The sequence below is a fragment of the Streptomyces sp. NPDC060027 genome, from assembly GCF_042737005.1.
GTDB lineage: Bacteria > Actinomycetota > Actinomycetes > Streptomycetales > Streptomycetaceae > Streptomyces.
Window position 1 is genome coordinate 1 of record NZ_JBHWVI010000218.1, and the last position, 14,895, is coordinate 14,895.

Genomic DNA, 14,895 nt, shown 5'->3' on the forward strand with positions numbered 1-14,895 from the left:
GGCCCTGGAGCGAGCGGCGGCGTACTTACCGCACGTCGACGAAGTCGCTGGTGGAGGTCTTGGCGCCGGTGGTCGTGGTGCCGGCGAAGTTCCACCGCCAGTACCCGTCGGTGGAGGCCGTGACCGTGGTCTTCAGGGCTCCGGTGCTGCTGGTGTTCACCGTCTTGACGGTGGTGTAGGTGCTGGCGCCCTTCTTGCGGAACTGGAGCTTGACCGGCCGGCTGGTGTAGCCGTGGTACTGGTGGTCGTCCCAGTTCGCGCGCTTGAGCGTGCCCGTGACGGTGAGGGTCTTGCCCTTGGTCACCGGCTCCGGGGACGCGTTCGTCGTCAGAGTGCTCGCACGCTTGAGGCGAAAGCTGTCGATGCGCTCGTCCCACCGGAAGTCGCCGTCGAGAGCGTCCACCCAGGAGCCGACGTACCAGGTGCCCGCCTGGCTGTTGTCCAGGTCGACCCGGGGGTCGAAGGTGAACGAGTGCGTGCACTCGCTGTCGGTCTCGCAGATGGCCTCGTCGTCGGCGAACCCGGCGCCGGGGCCTTCCAGCGTGGTGTCCGCCGAGAGCAGACCCCAGTCGTCGTAGGCGTAGATCGTCACGTCGAACGTCTTCGCGTACGTGGTGCCGATGACGACGTCCGAACCGTTGTTGACGGTCACACCCAGGATCTCGGTGTCGCCCGAACCGCCATCGGCGTGAGCCGCCGGCGCCACGAGGCCGATGACTCCGAGCGCGGCGGCAAGAGACAGGGCTACGCGCTTGCCCATGTGGTTGTTCTCCTTCTTTCAGGTCACTGCGCGCGCCAGAGGCGGCGGTGGCCTTGCAGGCAGCCCTGACGGCGCGGCTCCTCCTCGGTCGCAGGTTGTGCGGTCGAGGCGGATCTCCGCGTCGCAGGTCAGGTGATGAGCAGCGAGTTTCACAGAAGGACGCTCATCGTGCAGCACCCGTGACGATCTTGTGATGAATATGAAAACACGCAGCTAGGAGGCCTCGTTCGTCGACCTGTATGCGGCATCAGCCGGTAAGAGGGCGACCAAGCCGGGCCGCCCCTCGCAGGAATGGGTCGTTTCGGCCACGACCGAGCCGGCCCGAACCCCGTGGGCGGCGGCCCGCCCGCACCGCCGTCCCGGCCGCCCTTCTGCACCCAGTACCGCCCGTTCGGCGGCGCTGAGCGCGGAGGGCGCCAGGAATCCATTCATCATGCAGCCCCCCAGGCACACCACCACCGCCGGACAAGCCCCAGCCGAAACCCTCGGCGTCGCCCCTCCCGCCGACGCGAAGCCGGGGCCGCACCCCAGCCACGGTCTCGAAGCGCGTATGGCCGGGGTCAAGGAGGACATGGACGCCCGGCTCGCCCTCGCGGCCATCGCCTACGAGGTCAACGCCGCGCACATCGAGACGCCCCCGGTCGACTGGTCCGACATCGCGGCGCCACCGACTCCCATCGCACCGGACGCCCCCACCGCACCGGCCCCGACCCCCAGTCCGTACGCGACCCCCGTCGCGGCCCTGCTGCATCGTGCCTCCCTGCGGCTGCGGGAAGGCGGCTGGTGCGCGGGAGCACTCACCGACGAGGAAGGGCGCTTGTGTTCGCAAGGCGCGATCCGCAGGGAATCCCACGGGGACCGCGGCCTGGAGGCACAGGCCATGGACGTGCTGCTGGAAGCGATCCGCAGACGGTTCGGTCCGCACGTGGAGTCGGTACCGTCCTTCAACGATGCCTGGGCCAACGGGCGTGAACCGACACGCATGTTGGAGCAGGCGAGCATCCTCGCCGACGCCCGCGGCATCTGAATCCGCGGACCGGCCTGACCCTTTGGCGGCGCCCGGACAGACGGGCCGACCACCAGCCATTCGGCGGGCCATCCTTGCTGTCACGCGAGCCAGTGGCAGGGTCGCTGACAGCTGACAGCCTGGAGGATGTGGAGTGACCTGCGTCACATGTTGTCACAGCGGTCGGTCGGGCGGTGTCTTGAGGCCGAACCCCCCTGGAACCGAAGGAGACATCATGACCGGGAACACCGAGGTTGTCGTGATCGGCGGCGGTTACGCCGGTGTCATGGCGGCCAATCGCCTGACGCAGCGCGACGACGTGTCCGTGACTCTGATCAACCCGCGCCCGAGCTTTGTCGAGCGGATCCGCCTGCACCAACTGGTGGGCGGGTCCAACGACGCGGTCGTCGACTACCGAGACGTTCTGGCCGACGGCGTCCGGCTGGTGGTCGACAGCGTGACCTCGATCGACGCGGCCGGGCGTCTGGTGGCACTGGCGGCCCGCGGAACGGTCGGCTACGACTATCTGATCTACGCGGTGGGCAGTGGCGGCGCCGACCCGCATGTGCCCGGAGCGGCCGAGTTCGCCTACCCGATCGCCACGCTGGAGGCGGCGGAGCGGCTGCGCGCGACCGTCGAGGCCACTCCCCCGTCGGCCGCGATGACGGTGGTCGGGGCCGGTCCGACCGGTATCGAGACCGCCGCCGAGCTGGCGGAGGCCGGCCGCGCCGTGACCCTGGTGTGCGGTGAGGTGCTCGGCCCGTACCTGCACCGTCGGGGTCGACGCTCGGTGGCCAAGCGGCTGGCGGCGCTCGGGGTGACCGTGCTCGAAGGCTCCGACGCCAAGGTCACCGCGGTGACCCGCGATACCGTGCGGCTCGGTGACGGCCGCGAGCTGCGAAGCCAGGTGACGGTCTGGACCGCCGGCTTCGCCGTGCCTGACCTGGCCCTGCGCAGCGGGCTGAGCACCGACACCCAGGGCCGCCTGCTCACGGACGAGACGCTGACCAGCGTGGACGACGATCACATCGTCGCGGCCGGTGACTCGGCGGCGCCGTCCGGCCTGCCGCTGCGGATGAGCTGCCAGGCCGCGATGCCTCTGGGCGCGCGGGCCGCCGACACGGTGCTCAGCCGTATCGCCGGCGAGCGCCCCTCGCCTCTCAACCAGGTGTTCGCCGGCCAGTGCATCAGCCTGGGCCGACGCGCCGGCATCTTCCAGTTCGCCCACCGGTACGACGTCGCGGTGGGGTTCCACATCGACGGCCACCCGGGCGCCCGGCTCAAGGAGTTCGTGTGCAAGGGCATCGTCAAGCACCTGGCGGGTGAGGCACGCAAGCCCGGTTCGTACACCTTGCACCGCGTCTCAGGCGGTGCCAAGCGCCGGCAACTGCTCCAGGCCAACCGAGGCGAGGCGCCCGCCACCGTTGAACGGGCGGCCTAGCGGGTACACACGGTCGGCGCGTGCGCCGGACGGTCACCTCCTTCGCCCCGCTCTCGATCGCCGCGAACAAGTGGTCGCCCCGAACGGCGGCCGCCGAGAAGCACCGCACCATGGATGCACGCTTGAATGCCCTCTGCCACCTGGGCCGTTCGTGAAGGAGAGAGGTCGAGACATGAGCGACCACGCCACTGACCCGGCGACCGAGACATTCATCGCCCACCGCAACCTGCTCTTCACCGTCGCCTACGAGATGCTCGGATCGGCCGCCGACGCCGAAGACGTCCTCCAGGAGTCCTGGTTGCGGTGGGTCGCCGTCGACTTGACACAAGTGCGCGACCACCGCGCCTACTTGGTCCGGATCACGACCCGCCAGTCCCTCAACCGGCTGCGCACGATGAAGCGCCGCAAGGAAGCGTACGTGGGCCCCTGGCTGCCCGAACCGCTGCTCACCGCGCCGGACGTGGCCCAGGACGTCGAGCTCGCCGAGAGTGTGTCGATGGCGCTGATGCTGGTCCTCGAGACGCTGTCGCCGACGGAGCGCGCCGTCTTCGTGCTGCGCGAGGTCTTCGATGTCGGGTACGACGAGATCGCGGCCGCCGTCGACAAGACCCCTGCGGCCGTACGGCAGATCGCACACCGCGCCCGTAGGCACGTGGACGCCCGCCGCCCTCGAAAGGTGGTTTCCCCCAGCGAGATCCGGGCGGTCCTGGAGTCGTTCCAGCGCGCGCTCGACAGCCGGGACCCACAAGACCTCCTTGACGTGCTCGCCCCGGACGTCGTCCTCGTGAGCGACGGCGGCGGCATCAAGCGGGCCGCGCTGAGGCCGGTCGTCGGTGCCGAGAAGGTGGTCCGCTTCTACCTCGGCGGCTCCGCCAAAGTGGAAGGCGCGATCACCGGCCACCCGACGGTGGTCAACGGCAGCCCGGCGCTCCTCGTACGCCTGGACGGCGAGATCGACGGCATCATGGCGATCCGTGTGGAGGACGCCCGCATCACCGGCCTCTACTACGTCCGCAACCCGGAAAAGCTGACCCGAGTCGCATCCGAGACCCCGCTCACCCTGCGATGACAGAACCCGCGATGTCTGAAGTTGCCCGGTACTCCCTCGCCACGGCCACGACCCCGACCACTGTCACAGTGTCACAACCGTGTTCGAAGATCGCCCCCTCTCGGCACGAACGGGTGGAAGCATCGCTCCCATGAGGCACGATCACCGGGACATTCCGAATCCCGGGGGGCTTCTCATGGCTTACGCAGCTCGTTCACGCCGTACCACCGCCGTACTCGCCGCTCTGTCGCTCGGCCTCTTGGCACTGACCGCATGCAACGGCGACGCGGAGAACGACACGACCGCCCCGGACACGAAGGCGAGCCCGTCCGCGAGTACGGACAAGGGCGCCGGCTCTTCCTCGCCGACGGCCAGCCCGGGTGGCAGCGGCAGCGGCAGCGGCAGCGGCAGCGGCAGCGGGAAATCCTCCACCAAGCCCAGCACCCCGCCGTCATCGGAGCCCGGGTCCGACGACGATCAGGACGGAGGGGTGGGCATGTGCGAGACCACCGACTTGAGCTACAACGTCACCGTCGCGTCCAGGCCCGTCAACCACGCTCTGCTGACCGCGGCCAACAAGGGCAGCGACCCCTGTCTGCTGGCGGCGAACGAGCTCGTGCTCACGATTCCGGGGCTCGACGGCGCCGCCGGGCGCATGGGACCCGACGGCAAGGACTGGATTCTGAAGCCCGGCGAAAAGGCGTACGCCGGGATCATGTTCTCGCGCGCCGACACCGCGGGCGGCAAGAGCGCCGACAAGGTGGAGGTTGCGCTCACCGCTGCCGAGAGCCCGACGACGGTGTCGATCAACGGCGGCCCCGTCACGGTCAACGACATCGAGGTCACCACCTTCTTCGGCACCGCCGAGGACGCGCTCACGTACTGATGACTGCGTGGCAGGAGGGCGGGCCTCCTGCCACGGTGAGTCCCTGGGCGGATGTACGAGCCATCCGCCACCCTGGCGAGTGCGACGGAAATTCCCTACCGCGACGGCCGGCAAGGGCGCAGACTCGTCTCGTGGCTGACATGGGTTCGTTCCGGGAAGCGGTCACCGCATGGGCGGCCGGTGGCCCCGGTGACCCCGCGCACGAGCTGGCGGCGCGGCTGTCCGTCCGGGCAGCTGTCCTGCTCGAAGGGCCGAGCGACGCCGCGGCGGTCGACGCGCTGGCCGACCGTCGCGGACGGGACCTGGCGGCCGAAGGAGTCTGCGTCCTGCCCATGGGCGGTGCGATGAGCGTCGGGCGCTACGCCCGCCTCCTCGGGCCGTCCGGCCTGGGCCTCCGCCTCACGGGGCTGTGCGACGAGAGGGAACGCCCCTACTACGCCCGCGCCCTGGAGCACACGAGTGCGGCGCCGCAAGAGTTCTTCGTCTGCTCCGCGGATCTTGAGGACGAGCTCATCCGCGCACTGGGCGTGACCCGGGTGACGGAGCTCGTCCGGGCGGAGGGTGACGTGCGCGCCCTGCGGACCTTCCTGCGCCAGCCCGCGCAGCGGGGCCGCACCTCGGAGCAGCAGTTGCGGCGCTTCCTCGGCACGAAGAAGGGGCGCAAGATCCACTACGGCCGCGTCCTCGTCGAGGCCCTCGATCCCGACCAGGTGCCCGCCCCGCTCGACGACTTGTTCACCAGCCTCTGACCGCCGGGTGTACGCCCGGGTTCGTCAGGACGGTCCCGGAGCATGGTGCGGCAGCGTCCTCGGGGCACGCCGGGTGAGGGGTACCAGCTCGGTCGAGACCAGCAGGGCGACCGGGCCGAGCACGGCGACCAGGCCGAGCAGTCCGACGGCCGAGGGCAGACACGCGAGCAGTGCCTACGTCGCCTGCTGACCGGGCGCGCTCCGCCCGACGGTCCGACCCAGGGTGACCATCACTCGAAGCAGCCGTCCCGTGCGGTCGGCGCGCCATCCTCGTGCACGACCTTCCGGAAAGACGGGAAGTCGCCCTGACGGAATGTCACCATTGCCCGGGAGTCGTTCCGACCGACCTAAGAACCGACCGACCCAAGGACCACTCTCGGCATCCGGCACAACACCGCTGGACCGCTTCGATTCACGAGCCGGGGACACCCGTACCTCGAAATCCACCTGCAGTCCCACAGACGCAAGCGACCGGCCGAGCCTCGCCATCACGACCGCCACACCGCACCTGGTCGGCGCCGGCCCCGCTTCAAGGCATCGCCGGAACAGGAGCACGCCCATGCGCCTCTACGCCCAGACCCCTGCACGTCGGACCCGTCAGGTGGTCGCCGACCTGATCGCGGTGGCCGTGATCGCGGCCGTGGTGAAGTTCGCCCTGATCGTCCACGACGCGATCATGCTGCTGGCCGAGCCGGGACGGAAGGCCCGGAGCGCGGGCGACAGCCTCTCCGACGGTCTCGACGATGCCGGCAACGCGGCGTCGAAAGTACCGTTCGTCGGGGACTCCCTGAAGAAGCCGCTCCAGTCCGCCGCCGACGCGGCCACCGACCTCTCCGACGCCGGACAGTCGCTGGAGCATTTGGTGAGCCGTGTGGCCACCCTGACCGCACTCGCCCTGGTGGTCCTTTCCGTGGCCTTCGTGCTGGTGTTGTGGCTGCCCCCGCGCCTGCGCTGGATCCGGCGCAGCGCCACCACCCGACGCCTGCTCGACGCCCCCGGAGGCGCCGACCTCCTCGCCCTGCGCGCCCTCACCGGAAAGCAGCGCGATCTCGCCGCGGTCCCCGCCCCGCCGGGTGGCCTCGCCGATGCCTGGCGCCGTGGCGACCAGCAGGTCATCGCCGACCTGTCCATGGTCACGCTGAGGCAGGCGGGCCTGCGGCCCTGAGACTCCGACGGTGGTGGGCTGTGCGTCACAGGCGGGGGCAGGACCGTCCTCGACTTCGACATGGACGGCCCAGCCGTCAGGCCAGTCGCTTGTGCATGACGATGCAGGGGCGGCCGTACTTGCGCTCCGCTCGGCGGTCGATCTCGTGCCAGCCGAGCGAACTCCAGAAGGCCAGGGCGGCCGGGTTGTTCTCCAGAACGGCCAGTCGGAGGCCGTCCCGGCCCTCGTGGCGGAACCGTTCCTCGACGAGCGAGGCCAGCCGTCGGCCGAGACCCAGGCGGTGAAGGCTCCCGTGCACCAGCAGCAGCCCGATCCACGGATGTCCGTCTGTGGGGTGACGGTCGAGGAGGCACAGCAGACCGACGATCCGGTCCTGCTCGTCGCGGGCCAGCAGGACCTCGCAGCCCTCGGTGTCGGCTTCCTCCCGCAGATCAGCCTCGACGCTGTCGGCCGGAACGCGCTCGGGGTCGTACTCGCCGGCGGCCCGGCAGTACTCCGGGTTGCTCGCGTAGAGACCGACCACCTCGGCGATCTCTTCGGGGGAGAAACGGAGCGGGGAAAGCGACAGCGGTGACATCCGGGCAGGGTATCCAGCCGCGCCGACCGCTGACGGCCATGGGTGATGCGCATTGCGGACGGTGCCGAGCCGTCCTCGGCGACCGCGCCGGCACGTGGTCGTCTCCTCGATGGGCGCGGCCCGGCCCACCCGGGCGACGACATCTTCGACGCGTGTCTTCCGTCCCTTCCCCGGCATCCCGCTGAATGGTTGCCGCGCGCTCCCGGCGTGTCTCCTCCGAGTCGTTCGGGACGAACCAGCCGGGCGGCGGCAGAATGCCCGTACGGCTGACGCGGCGACGCGGCCGGATCTACGATCGGTCCGTGGTCGCCAACAGCCGTACCTCCGTCGTGTGCCGCCTCATGCCGCACGGCCGCTGTTGTTGTTGACACGGTGATCTGACGACTTCCGATGGGGTGACGGCTCGATCCGTCTTCCCCTCGATCCGCCGGTCGAGCGGATCGGCTGATCGTCGGATCGCCTTCTGCACGCGGGTCGAAGCCCGCTCCGCGGATCCGCCGACGGCAGCGTCTGCCCCCGTACGGCGGTCCCGCGGGCTCCGCTCTGTCCCCCCGTCGTTCCCCCCATCACTCAGGGAGCAGTGGCCCATGCCTATCGACGAGTCCGCCTACGATCGACGCCGCCTGCGCCAATGGCTGGCCGGTGATGCGAGAGCCGAGGGGGTGTCCCGACGCGACATGCTGCGGCTGGCCGCCGCCGCAGGTGTGCTGACCACCCTGGCGGGCCGGCCCGCGCGTGCCTACGCCGACACCCCCGCGCCCGGCTCCGGGATCGTCAAGCCGCTGCCGCCGGAGCTGTTCACGATCCGGGGCACCAACGCCGAGACCAACTGGTCGGCGTTGCGCGGTACGGGACTCCACACGCCCGTGGACCGGTTCTTCGTCCGCAACCACACCTCAACCCCCGTTCTGGACAAGGCCGGTTGGCGGCTCAAGGTGTGGGGAAGCGGACTGCGCGGCGCGCCGGGTCTCGACCGGGCGGTCGAGTTCGGCCTCCACGACCTGAGGCGGCTGCCGTCGGTGACACTCGACGCGTTCGTGGAATGCGCGGGCAACGGCCGGAGCTACTTCACCAGCCAGCAGGGCGACACCGTGACGGGCACCGCCTGGACGCTCGGCGCGATCGGCTCCGCCCGCTGGCGGGGCGTGCGACTGTCCCACGTGCTGCGGCTCGCCGGGCTGACCCGGCACGCGGTGGATCTCCAGCCTCGGGGCCTGGACGACGAGTACGTGACCGGTGGGGTCAGTCTCGGCCGGGTCCGTCGGCCACTGCCCGTCGCCAAGGCGCTGGACGACGTGATCCTCGCGTACGAGATGAACGGCGAGCCGCTCCCGCACGACCACGGCCACCCGGTTCGAGTCCTGGTCCCCTCCTGGGTGGGCATATCCAACATCAAGTGGGTCGGCGACATCGAGGTCTCCGACCAGCCCCTCTACTCGCCCTGGAACACCGACTTCTACCGGCTCTTCGGGCCCGCCCATCCGGCCGAGGGCAGCGCCCCACTCACGCGTCAGACCCTCAAGAGCGCCTTCGAGGCGGGCGCGGGCGCGGCGTTCGACGCGGGGGTACGGCACCGGCTGACCGGCCGATCCTGGTCGGGCGCCGGCGGCATCCGGCGCGTCGAGGTCAGTACCGACGCGGGTGTCACCTGGCGGCGCGCCGATCTCCACGACCGCCCCCGCTCGGCCACTTGGTCCCGCTGGTCCCTGGACTGGCGCCCCACGACACCCGGACCCACCGCCCTGCTGGCCCGGGCCACCGACACCACGGGCCGTACCCAGCCCGACACCACCACACCCAACACCCAGGGCTATCTCTTCGACGCGGTGGTCCGCCACCCCGTCACGGTGATCGATCGGCCGGCCGCCTAGGACCAGCCGGCAGTTGGGGGATCCGGCCCGTGCCCGGGGCTTCGGTGTGGGCACGGGCCGGGACCGGACACCAGGCAGGTGACGGCCTCTCTGGTGTCCCCCGACTGCTCGCTGCCCGGTCCCACTCCGTACCGGCCGCCCGTCCGCGTGGCCGAGCCGCTTGACTCACCGCACACCGGACCCCGCACAGCGGAACGCGGGTACGGGCCCGCCGGCCCCTACCCGCGCTCGCGGAACAACGCGCGGGGACCGACGGCCCACCGCACCGATGACCTGCGTCGGAGCGTGCCTACGCCGACAGCTCCCACACCGCGTACGCCAGCGCGTCCGCGTTCCGGTTCAGCGCCGTGTCGTTGATGTTCGACGTCGTGTCGCACGAGGAGTGGTAGCAGGCGTCGAAGGCCTTGCCCGCGGTCCCACCCCACTTGGCGGCCTGGGCGGACGTCTTGATGTAGTCGGCGCCGCTGAACAGGCCGCCGACGGGGATGCCCGCGTTCTTGAAGGGCGCGTGGTCCGAGCGTCCGTCGCCCTCGGTCTCGATCTCCGTGGAGACGCCGATCCCGGTGAAGTACGTCTTGAAGACCTTCTCGATGGCAGGGTCGTCGTCGTAGACGAAGTACCCCGGGTTCGGCGAGCCGATCATGTCGAAGTTCAGGTAGCCGCTGATCTTCGAACGGTTCGCGGTGGTGAGGCTGTTGACGTAGTAGCGCGAGCCCACCATGCCCAGCTCCTCCGCGCCCCACCAGGCGAACCGGAGGTGCTTCGTGGGCTGGTAGTTGGACCGGGCCACCGCGAGTGCCGTCTCCAGCACGGCCGCCGAACCGGAGCCGTTGTCGTTGATGCCGGGGCCCGCGGTCACACTGTCCAGGTGGGATCCGGCCATGACGACCCGGCCGGTGTCGCCGCCGGGCCAGTCGGCGATCAGGTTGTAGCCGGTACGGCCGCCGGAGGTGAACTGCTGGACGGTCGTGGTGAACCCGGCCGCGTCCAACTTGGCCTTGACGTAGTCGAGGGACGCCTTGTAACCGGCGCGGCCGTGCGCGCGGTTGCCGCCGTTGGCGGTGGCGATGGACTGGAGCTGGGTGAGGTGGGCCTTGACGTTGGCCACGGGGAGGTCGGGAGCGGCGGCCACTGCCTCGGGGGCGGGGGCCGCCCCGGCTATGGAACCGCAGGTGAGCAGCACGGCGGCCGTGACGACAGCGGTCGCCGAGGCACGCCCAGGAATGGAGAGCTTCATGTGGGGGGCTCCGAATTCCAGGGAATCCGGCGGAGTTCCCACGAGGGGTGCGTGGGGTGTCCGGGGATTCCACGGTGAATGGGGTGCCTGGATGGTGAAGGTGGGACTGACTTACCGTCAAGAGCGGTATTCGGTCACATACGTTCGTATACCGGAGACCCTTCGGGCGCACGGCGCCGACCTCGGCTGCATCAGGGGCCCCGGCCGTCGCATGCGCGCGCCTCCGGAGAGATACCCGCTCGTGCCAGCGTCTAGCCGACCCGCAGGCAGACGAACCGGATGTCAGGGCGGGGCAATACAGTGCCGCGGATGCAGAGAGACCGAGGGGTCGTTTTTCGGCGGTGACGGTGCCGCTCGACTTCGCCGACGCGACGGTTACGGCTACGGCTGTGACTGCAGCTACGACTGCGGCTGCGGCTCATGCAGGGAAGCGGGCGGGGTGGTGCTGCTCGCCGCCGTCGCGAGCGGCTTCGCCGACGGCTCCTGGTGCGAGGCGTGGGAGGGGGCGAGCCCTGGCACGCCCTCGTCGAGCACGCTCCGCACGCGTCGTGAAGTGTCCGGCCCGCACCTGGGACCGCCGCGCACTCGCCCTCGCCGACCGGCTCGGCCCCGAGCGGGTCCGTCACACGGTGACACCCTGGCTGGAACTCGCCGCCGACGGTGGAAGCCACACCCCGCGTCGATCCGCACCCTTGGCGCCCTGGTCGAGCGCCCATCCTTCCGGTCTACGAGATGACGTCGAGCGGCCGTAGGAAGCGCCGCTCGTAGCGCTTGATGCAGCGGGTGTTGCGGGCCAGCTCGATGGCGTCCTGGCACTCCGGGTCGGTCAGGCTGTCCGAACGGTACTGCTCGTACGCGGCGAGGCTGGGGAAAGAAAAGAGCGCGTAGGCGATGTCGCTGTCGCCCTCACTCGGCAAGAAGTAGCCGTGGTGGGTCCCGCCGAAACGGTTGACGAGTCCGACCCAGCGGCGGCCGTACTCTTCGAAGTCCTCGAGCTTGTCGGCGTCGATCTCGTACTTCAGATGAATGGTGATCACGTCCACATGATGCTGCATGAGCTACCGCGGTCGTCCATGGGTGCGTGTATGTCCGCTGGTGTCCGTCGGCGATGCCATCGAGTCTGCCCACTCGGCCGATGTGGAGCCCTCGGTCAGATGAACTGGAACGTTTTGGTGTCCACCTGCGTCGTCCCTCTTCGGGACACGGTGACTGTGTCCCGAAGAGGGGAGACCGGGTGCGTACGGACGGCTTCGCCAAGTGGACAAGGCGGTTCGAGGACGAGCGCGATCGCAGGGGCGCCCAGGGTGATCCGGACTGGGGGCAGAGCGCGACGCTGCATCCGGCGGTGTGGGCCGGCATCCAGCGCTTCCAGGTCGGCGAGGACGGTGACGGCGCCAACCTCGTAGACAAAGCGGACCGGGCCGGCGACGCCGACTACGCCCAGGCGGTCCGGCTCTTCATCGCCGAGGAACAGAACCACGCCCGTCTACTTGCTCGGCTGCTGGCCGCGGGGGGAATGCCGACGTTGACCGGGCACTGGAGCGACGTGGTCTTCGTACGGCTGCGGCGTCTCATGGGCCTACGCATGGAACTGCTGGTGCTGATGATCGCGGAAGTGGTGGCGCTGCGTTACTACCGGGCCCTGCGCGATGGCACCGACGACTCGCTCACTGCGGATGTGGCGGGACGGATCCTGTCCGACGAGCAGCGTCACGTCCCCTTCCACTGCGAGCGACTGCACGCCTCCCTGGCGGAGCTGCCCCACGCGATGCGCCGCCCGGTGATGGCCCTGTGGCGACTTCTTCTGCTCGCGGTCTCTCTCGTCGTCGCCGCCGACCACGGTCCGGCACTGCGCCGACTCGGCATCGGGCGCCTGCGATTCGTAGCCGATGTCATGAGCTCGTCCCACGCGGTGGTCTCCGCAGTGCTGGTGCCCCGCCCAGATGCGTGGACGGGCGCGGGCTGACAACAGACCGCTCCACCGCTTCCTACACCCCCTCCAGGAGCGAGGGCGGGCGCTTTGGAGTGAACTGCGGGACGCGGGTCGTCGTCGACGTCGCGGCCGCCGACGACGACACCGCGCTCACCTTCCAGCGACTGCTTTGCGCCGACCGGAGGGCAACGGCGACAGCGGAGCGGACGACCCGGGACGTCGATCGACCCGGCGCGGCCGAGTCGGCCGGTTCACAGTCGTTGTCCAGGGCGGCTCGCTCGATGTCGTCGTTGGTCGCGGCCCGACCGGCCGGCGCCAGAGATCGCCTGACGCTGCCGGCTCCCGCCGTGAGGCCGTTATGGAACTCAGCCGCCGCTCTTTCGACGGAACGACCGCTGACTCGCGGCCGGGCCGTGCGCGCCGTGGACCTTCGACTTGTTGGTGCTCGCAGTGAGGTCGGCGGCGTCCGCCTGCAGACCACGCTTGCGCGCCAGGGCCTCCCGGAACTTGCGTTTCAAGTCGTCCTGACCGTCGTCGTCGGTCGAGAGGGAACGGCTCTCGCCGTCAACCGGCTCTTCGGGCGACGGAGACTCTGCAGGCATGGTGACCTCCTGGGACTGGGCAGTGGGAAGCACAGCTTGTCATGGCGGGCGCCGCAGCCCACTCCGCGGGGCGTCCGCGCCGCCCATCCCGCCCTCCCTCTCCTCGACCACAGCGAGGAACATGGGCACAGCACTAGCAACGGGGATGTCGGAGCCCCGACCAGGTGTCCATCCACGACGTCGGGCCTTCGGCGGCAAGGGCGACAGTACGATCAACGCCGTGAGCGACTCCCCGCAAAGCCCGACAGGCCACCGGACGGAAGGTGACAAGTCCGTGAAGGGCCTGCGACTGCTGACCATGAACACCCTCTTCACCGGCGATGTCCCGGCTCGGCTGCGTGCCCTCGGCTCGGAGCTCGACCGGTCCGACTACGACATCGTCTGCCTGCAGGAGGTCATGTTCCGCCGCAACGCCGGGCTGATCCGCCGTGCCGCTCCCGCGTACCGGCACGTCGCGTACTCGGGCACGGTCCTGCTCAAGGGCGGCCTGGTGCTGCTGTCCCGGTGGCCGATCAGCCGATGGCGGTTCGTGCGGTATCCGATGACGGGCCCGGTGCGCGGCGAACTCCTCATGCGCAAGGGGGCCCAGCTGGTGTCCGTCGCCACGCCGGACGGTGAACTGGTGGTCGTGAACACCCACCTGTCCGCCAACCGCGACGACGACTGGTCCGCCACGAACCGGTACGCGCGGATCGCGGGTGCCGAACTGGCCCGGCTCACCGGGCTGATCGCGGCCATCGGCCCGTCCCTGCCCGTCGCCGTGGTCGGTGACCTGAACGTCCCGCGCGACTCGGCGGTGCTCGCCGACTTCGTCGCCGCAGCCGGGCTGCGCGACATCCTCGCCGGCGACACACGTCCGACCTACCGGCCCACACCTCGATGGCCGTCGCCGCCGGCCTTGGACCACGTACTGGTCCGCGCCGCGGCCGGGGAGACGCTGACCGGCGGCGCCGACTTCGTCTTCCAGGACAAGGTGACACTGCGCGACGGCCGCCGGGCCTACCTGTCCGACCACTACGGCGTGCAGGCGCAGCTGATCCGGTCGAAGTGACCCGGAGACCGGCCCGACCGGGCTCGATGAGCACAGCGCGACCTCCAGTCCAGGCCGAGCATCCACACCGGTCCCGTGAGGGTCAGCCGCGCCGGGTGCCGGATGTCCGCGCTGGCCGAACTGGTCAGCGGAGTCCTACGAGACGCCACCGCCGCCACCGGGCCCGTCCAGGGTGATGTCGTCGGCGTAGTACCTGCCCTGTGCGTACCAGCCGTGCACGTAGATCGTCGCGCTGGTCTGGGAGGCGCCTGTGGTGAAGGAGACGGTCAGTGGGCTGTATCCGGAGGGGGACGTGGTCCAGGTGGAGGCACCGCCGTTCACGCCCAGGTAGACGTTCGAGCCGCGGACCCAGCCGCTGAGTGAGTAGGTGGTGTTCGGCCGTACCGCGACGGTCTGGTTGCACTGCGCGGTGTCGCTCGAACTCACCTTCCCCTGGAGGGCCTTGGAGCCCGCATGGACGGGGGAAGTGACGATCGAGCCCGGGTTGCCCGTGCAGTTCCACGGCGAGACGCTGCCCGACTCGAAGCCGGGGTTGGTCAGGACGTCGGCGGCCCCGACCGCGCCCGGGG

Annotated in this window: 15 protein-coding genes and 2 pseudogenes; 10 read left to right on the top strand and 7 right to left on the bottom strand. The window is 70.2% G+C overall.

The features are described 5' to 3' along the window. Positions 1 to 25: 25 nt before the first annotated feature. A complete protein-coding gene (locus ACFWBT_RS35145) occupies positions 26 to 760 on the bottom strand; it encodes a calcium-binding protein (protein WP_385707016.1) in 735 nt (244 codons plus the stop codon). A gap of 433 nt (positions 761 to 1,193) precedes the next feature. Between ACFWBT_RS35145 and ACFWBT_RS35150 the strand changes: the two genes are divergently transcribed. The 6 genes from ACFWBT_RS35150 (at position 1,194) to ACFWBT_RS35175 (ending at position 7,055) form a co-directional block, all read left to right on the top strand. Next, positions 1,194 to 1,787, top strand: a complete 594-nt coding sequence (locus tag ACFWBT_RS35150; protein ID WP_385707017.1) for a hypothetical protein — start codon at positions 1,194 to 1,196, stop codon at positions 1,785 to 1,787. A gap of 214 nt (positions 1,788 to 2,001) precedes the next feature. Then, positions 2,002 to 3,207, top strand: coding sequence for an NAD(P)/FAD-dependent oxidoreductase (locus ACFWBT_RS35155; protein WP_385707018.1), 1,206 nt, complete (start codon positions 2,002 to 2,004; stop codon positions 3,205 to 3,207). Between the two features lie 172 nt (positions 3,208 to 3,379). Then, positions 3,380 to 4,276, top strand: coding sequence for an RNA polymerase sigma-70 factor (locus ACFWBT_RS35160; RefSeq protein ID WP_385707019.1), 897 nt, complete (start codon positions 3,380 to 3,382; stop codon positions 4,274 to 4,276). A 175-nt stretch (positions 4,277 to 4,451) separates the two neighbouring features. Beyond that, the gene (locus ACFWBT_RS35165; RefSeq protein WP_385707020.1) at positions 4,452 to 5,141 is read left to right on the top strand and encodes a DUF4232 domain-containing protein; all 690 of its coding nucleotides are present in this window, start codon (positions 4,452 to 4,454) and stop codon (positions 5,139 to 5,141) included. Positions 5,142 to 5,272: 131 nt separating this feature from the next. Then, positions 5,273 to 5,890, top strand: coding sequence for a TOPRIM nucleotidyl transferase/hydrolase domain-containing protein (locus ACFWBT_RS35170; RefSeq protein ID WP_385707021.1), 618 nt, complete (start codon positions 5,273 to 5,275; stop codon positions 5,888 to 5,890). Positions 5,891 to 6,449: 559 nt separating this feature from the next. Continuing rightward, positions 6,450 to 7,055: a hypothetical protein gene (locus ACFWBT_RS35175; protein ID WP_385707022.1), complete on the top strand. Its 606-nt coding sequence runs from the start codon at positions 6,450 to 6,452 to the stop codon at positions 7,053 to 7,055. Between the two features lie 76 nt (positions 7,056 to 7,131). On the opposite strand, the gene ACFWBT_RS35180 is transcribed toward ACFWBT_RS35175, so the two are convergent. Beyond that, the gene (locus ACFWBT_RS35180; RefSeq protein WP_385707023.1) at positions 7,132 to 7,632 is read right to left on the bottom strand and encodes a GNAT family N-acetyltransferase; all 501 of its coding nucleotides are present in this window, start codon (positions 7,630 to 7,632) and stop codon (positions 7,132 to 7,134) included. A gap of 587 nt (positions 7,633 to 8,219) precedes the next feature. On the opposite strand from ACFWBT_RS35180, the gene ACFWBT_RS35185 reads away from it, so the two are divergent. Next, a complete protein-coding gene (locus ACFWBT_RS35185) occupies positions 8,220 to 9,503 on the top strand; it encodes a sulfite oxidase (RefSeq protein WP_385707024.1) in 1,284 nt (427 codons plus the stop codon). Positions 9,504 to 9,792: 289 nt separating this feature from the next. Here the strand turns inward: ACFWBT_RS35185 and ACFWBT_RS35190 are convergent, their stop codons facing one another. The 3 genes from ACFWBT_RS35190 to ACFWBT_RS35200 form a co-directional block, all read right to left on the bottom strand. Next, on the bottom strand, positions 9,793 to 10,740 hold the full coding sequence (locus ACFWBT_RS35190; protein ID WP_385707025.1) for a M28 family metallopeptidase: 948 nt from the start codon (positions 10,738 to 10,740) through the stop codon (positions 9,793 to 9,795). Between the two features lie 399 nt (positions 10,741 to 11,139). Further along, complete coding sequence (locus ACFWBT_RS35195; protein ID WP_385707026.1) at positions 11,140 to 11,283, bottom strand: hypothetical protein; 144 nt, start codon at positions 11,281 to 11,283, stop codon at positions 11,140 to 11,142. A 182-nt stretch (positions 11,284 to 11,465) separates the two neighbouring features. Then, a complete protein-coding gene (locus tag ACFWBT_RS35200) occupies positions 11,466 to 11,777 on the bottom strand; it encodes an NIPSNAP family protein (protein WP_385707027.1) in 312 nt (103 codons plus the stop codon). A 197-nt stretch (positions 11,778 to 11,974) separates the two neighbouring features. Here ACFWBT_RS35200 and ACFWBT_RS35205 point away from each other — a divergent pair, with 197 nt between their 5' ends. Then, positions 11,975 to 12,706 carry a ferritin-like domain-containing protein gene (locus ACFWBT_RS35205; protein WP_385707028.1) on the top strand — a complete coding sequence of 244 codons (732 nt, stop codon included), beginning with the start codon at positions 11,975 to 11,977 and terminating at the stop codon, positions 12,704 to 12,706. 59 nt (positions 12,707 to 12,765) lie between these two features. Beyond that, a pseudogene (locus tag ACFWBT_RS35210) lies at positions 12,766 to 12,894 on the top strand (DUF6207 family protein); the annotation flags it as partial. 144 nt (positions 12,895 to 13,038) lie between these two features. Here the strand turns inward: ACFWBT_RS35210 and ACFWBT_RS35215 are convergent. After that, on the bottom strand, positions 13,039 to 13,275 hold the full coding sequence (locus tag ACFWBT_RS35215) for a DUF5302 domain-containing protein (protein WP_385707029.1): 237 nt from the start codon (positions 13,273 to 13,275) through the stop codon (positions 13,039 to 13,041). A gap of 220 nt (positions 13,276 to 13,495) precedes the next feature. Between ACFWBT_RS35215 and ACFWBT_RS35220 the strand changes: the two genes are divergently transcribed. Beyond that, complete coding sequence (locus ACFWBT_RS35220; RefSeq protein WP_385707030.1) at positions 13,496 to 14,326, top strand: endonuclease/exonuclease/phosphatase family protein; 831 nt, start codon at positions 13,496 to 13,498, stop codon at positions 14,324 to 14,326. A gap of 144 nt (positions 14,327 to 14,470) precedes the next feature. Here the strand turns inward: ACFWBT_RS35220 and ACFWBT_RS35225 are convergent. Continuing rightward, positions 14,471 to 14,895 (bottom strand): annotated as a pseudogene (locus ACFWBT_RS35225) (carbohydrate binding domain-containing protein); the annotation flags it as partial.

Bases quoted from the DNA above. Each gene is read 5' to 3' on its own strand.
- ACFWBT_RS35145 (WP_385707016.1), bottom strand. From the start codon at position 760: ATGGGCAAGCGCGTAGCCCTGTCTCTTGCCGCCGCGCTCGGAGTCATC.
- ACFWBT_RS35150 (WP_385707017.1), top strand. From the start codon at position 1,194: ATGCAGCCCCCCAGGCACACCACCACCGCCGGACAAGCCCCAGCCGAA.
- ACFWBT_RS35155 (WP_385707018.1), top strand. From the start codon at position 2,002: ATGACCGGGAACACCGAGGTTGTCGTGATCGGCGGCGGTTACGCCGGT.
- ACFWBT_RS35160 (WP_385707019.1), top strand. From the start codon at position 3,380: ATGAGCGACCACGCCACTGACCCGGCGACCGAGACATTCATCGCCCAC.
- ACFWBT_RS35165 (WP_385707020.1), top strand. From the start codon at position 4,452: ATGGCTTACGCAGCTCGTTCACGCCGTACCACCGCCGTACTCGCCGCT.
- ACFWBT_RS35175 (WP_385707022.1), top strand. From the start codon at position 6,450: ATGCGCCTCTACGCCCAGACCCCTGCACGTCGGACCCGTCAGGTGGTC.
- ACFWBT_RS35180 (WP_385707023.1), bottom strand. From the start codon at position 7,632: ATGTCACCGCTGTCGCTTTCCCCGCTCCGTTTCTCCCCCGAAGAGATC.
- ACFWBT_RS35185 (WP_385707024.1), top strand. From the start codon at position 8,220: ATGCCTATCGACGAGTCCGCCTACGATCGACGCCGCCTGCGCCAATGG.
- ACFWBT_RS35190 (WP_385707025.1), bottom strand. From the start codon at position 10,740: ATGAAGCTCTCCATTCCTGGGCGTGCCTCGGCGACCGCTGTCGTCACG.
- ACFWBT_RS35215 (WP_385707029.1), bottom strand. From the start codon at position 13,275: ATGCCTGCAGAGTCTCCGTCGCCCGAAGAGCCGGTTGACGGCGAGAGC.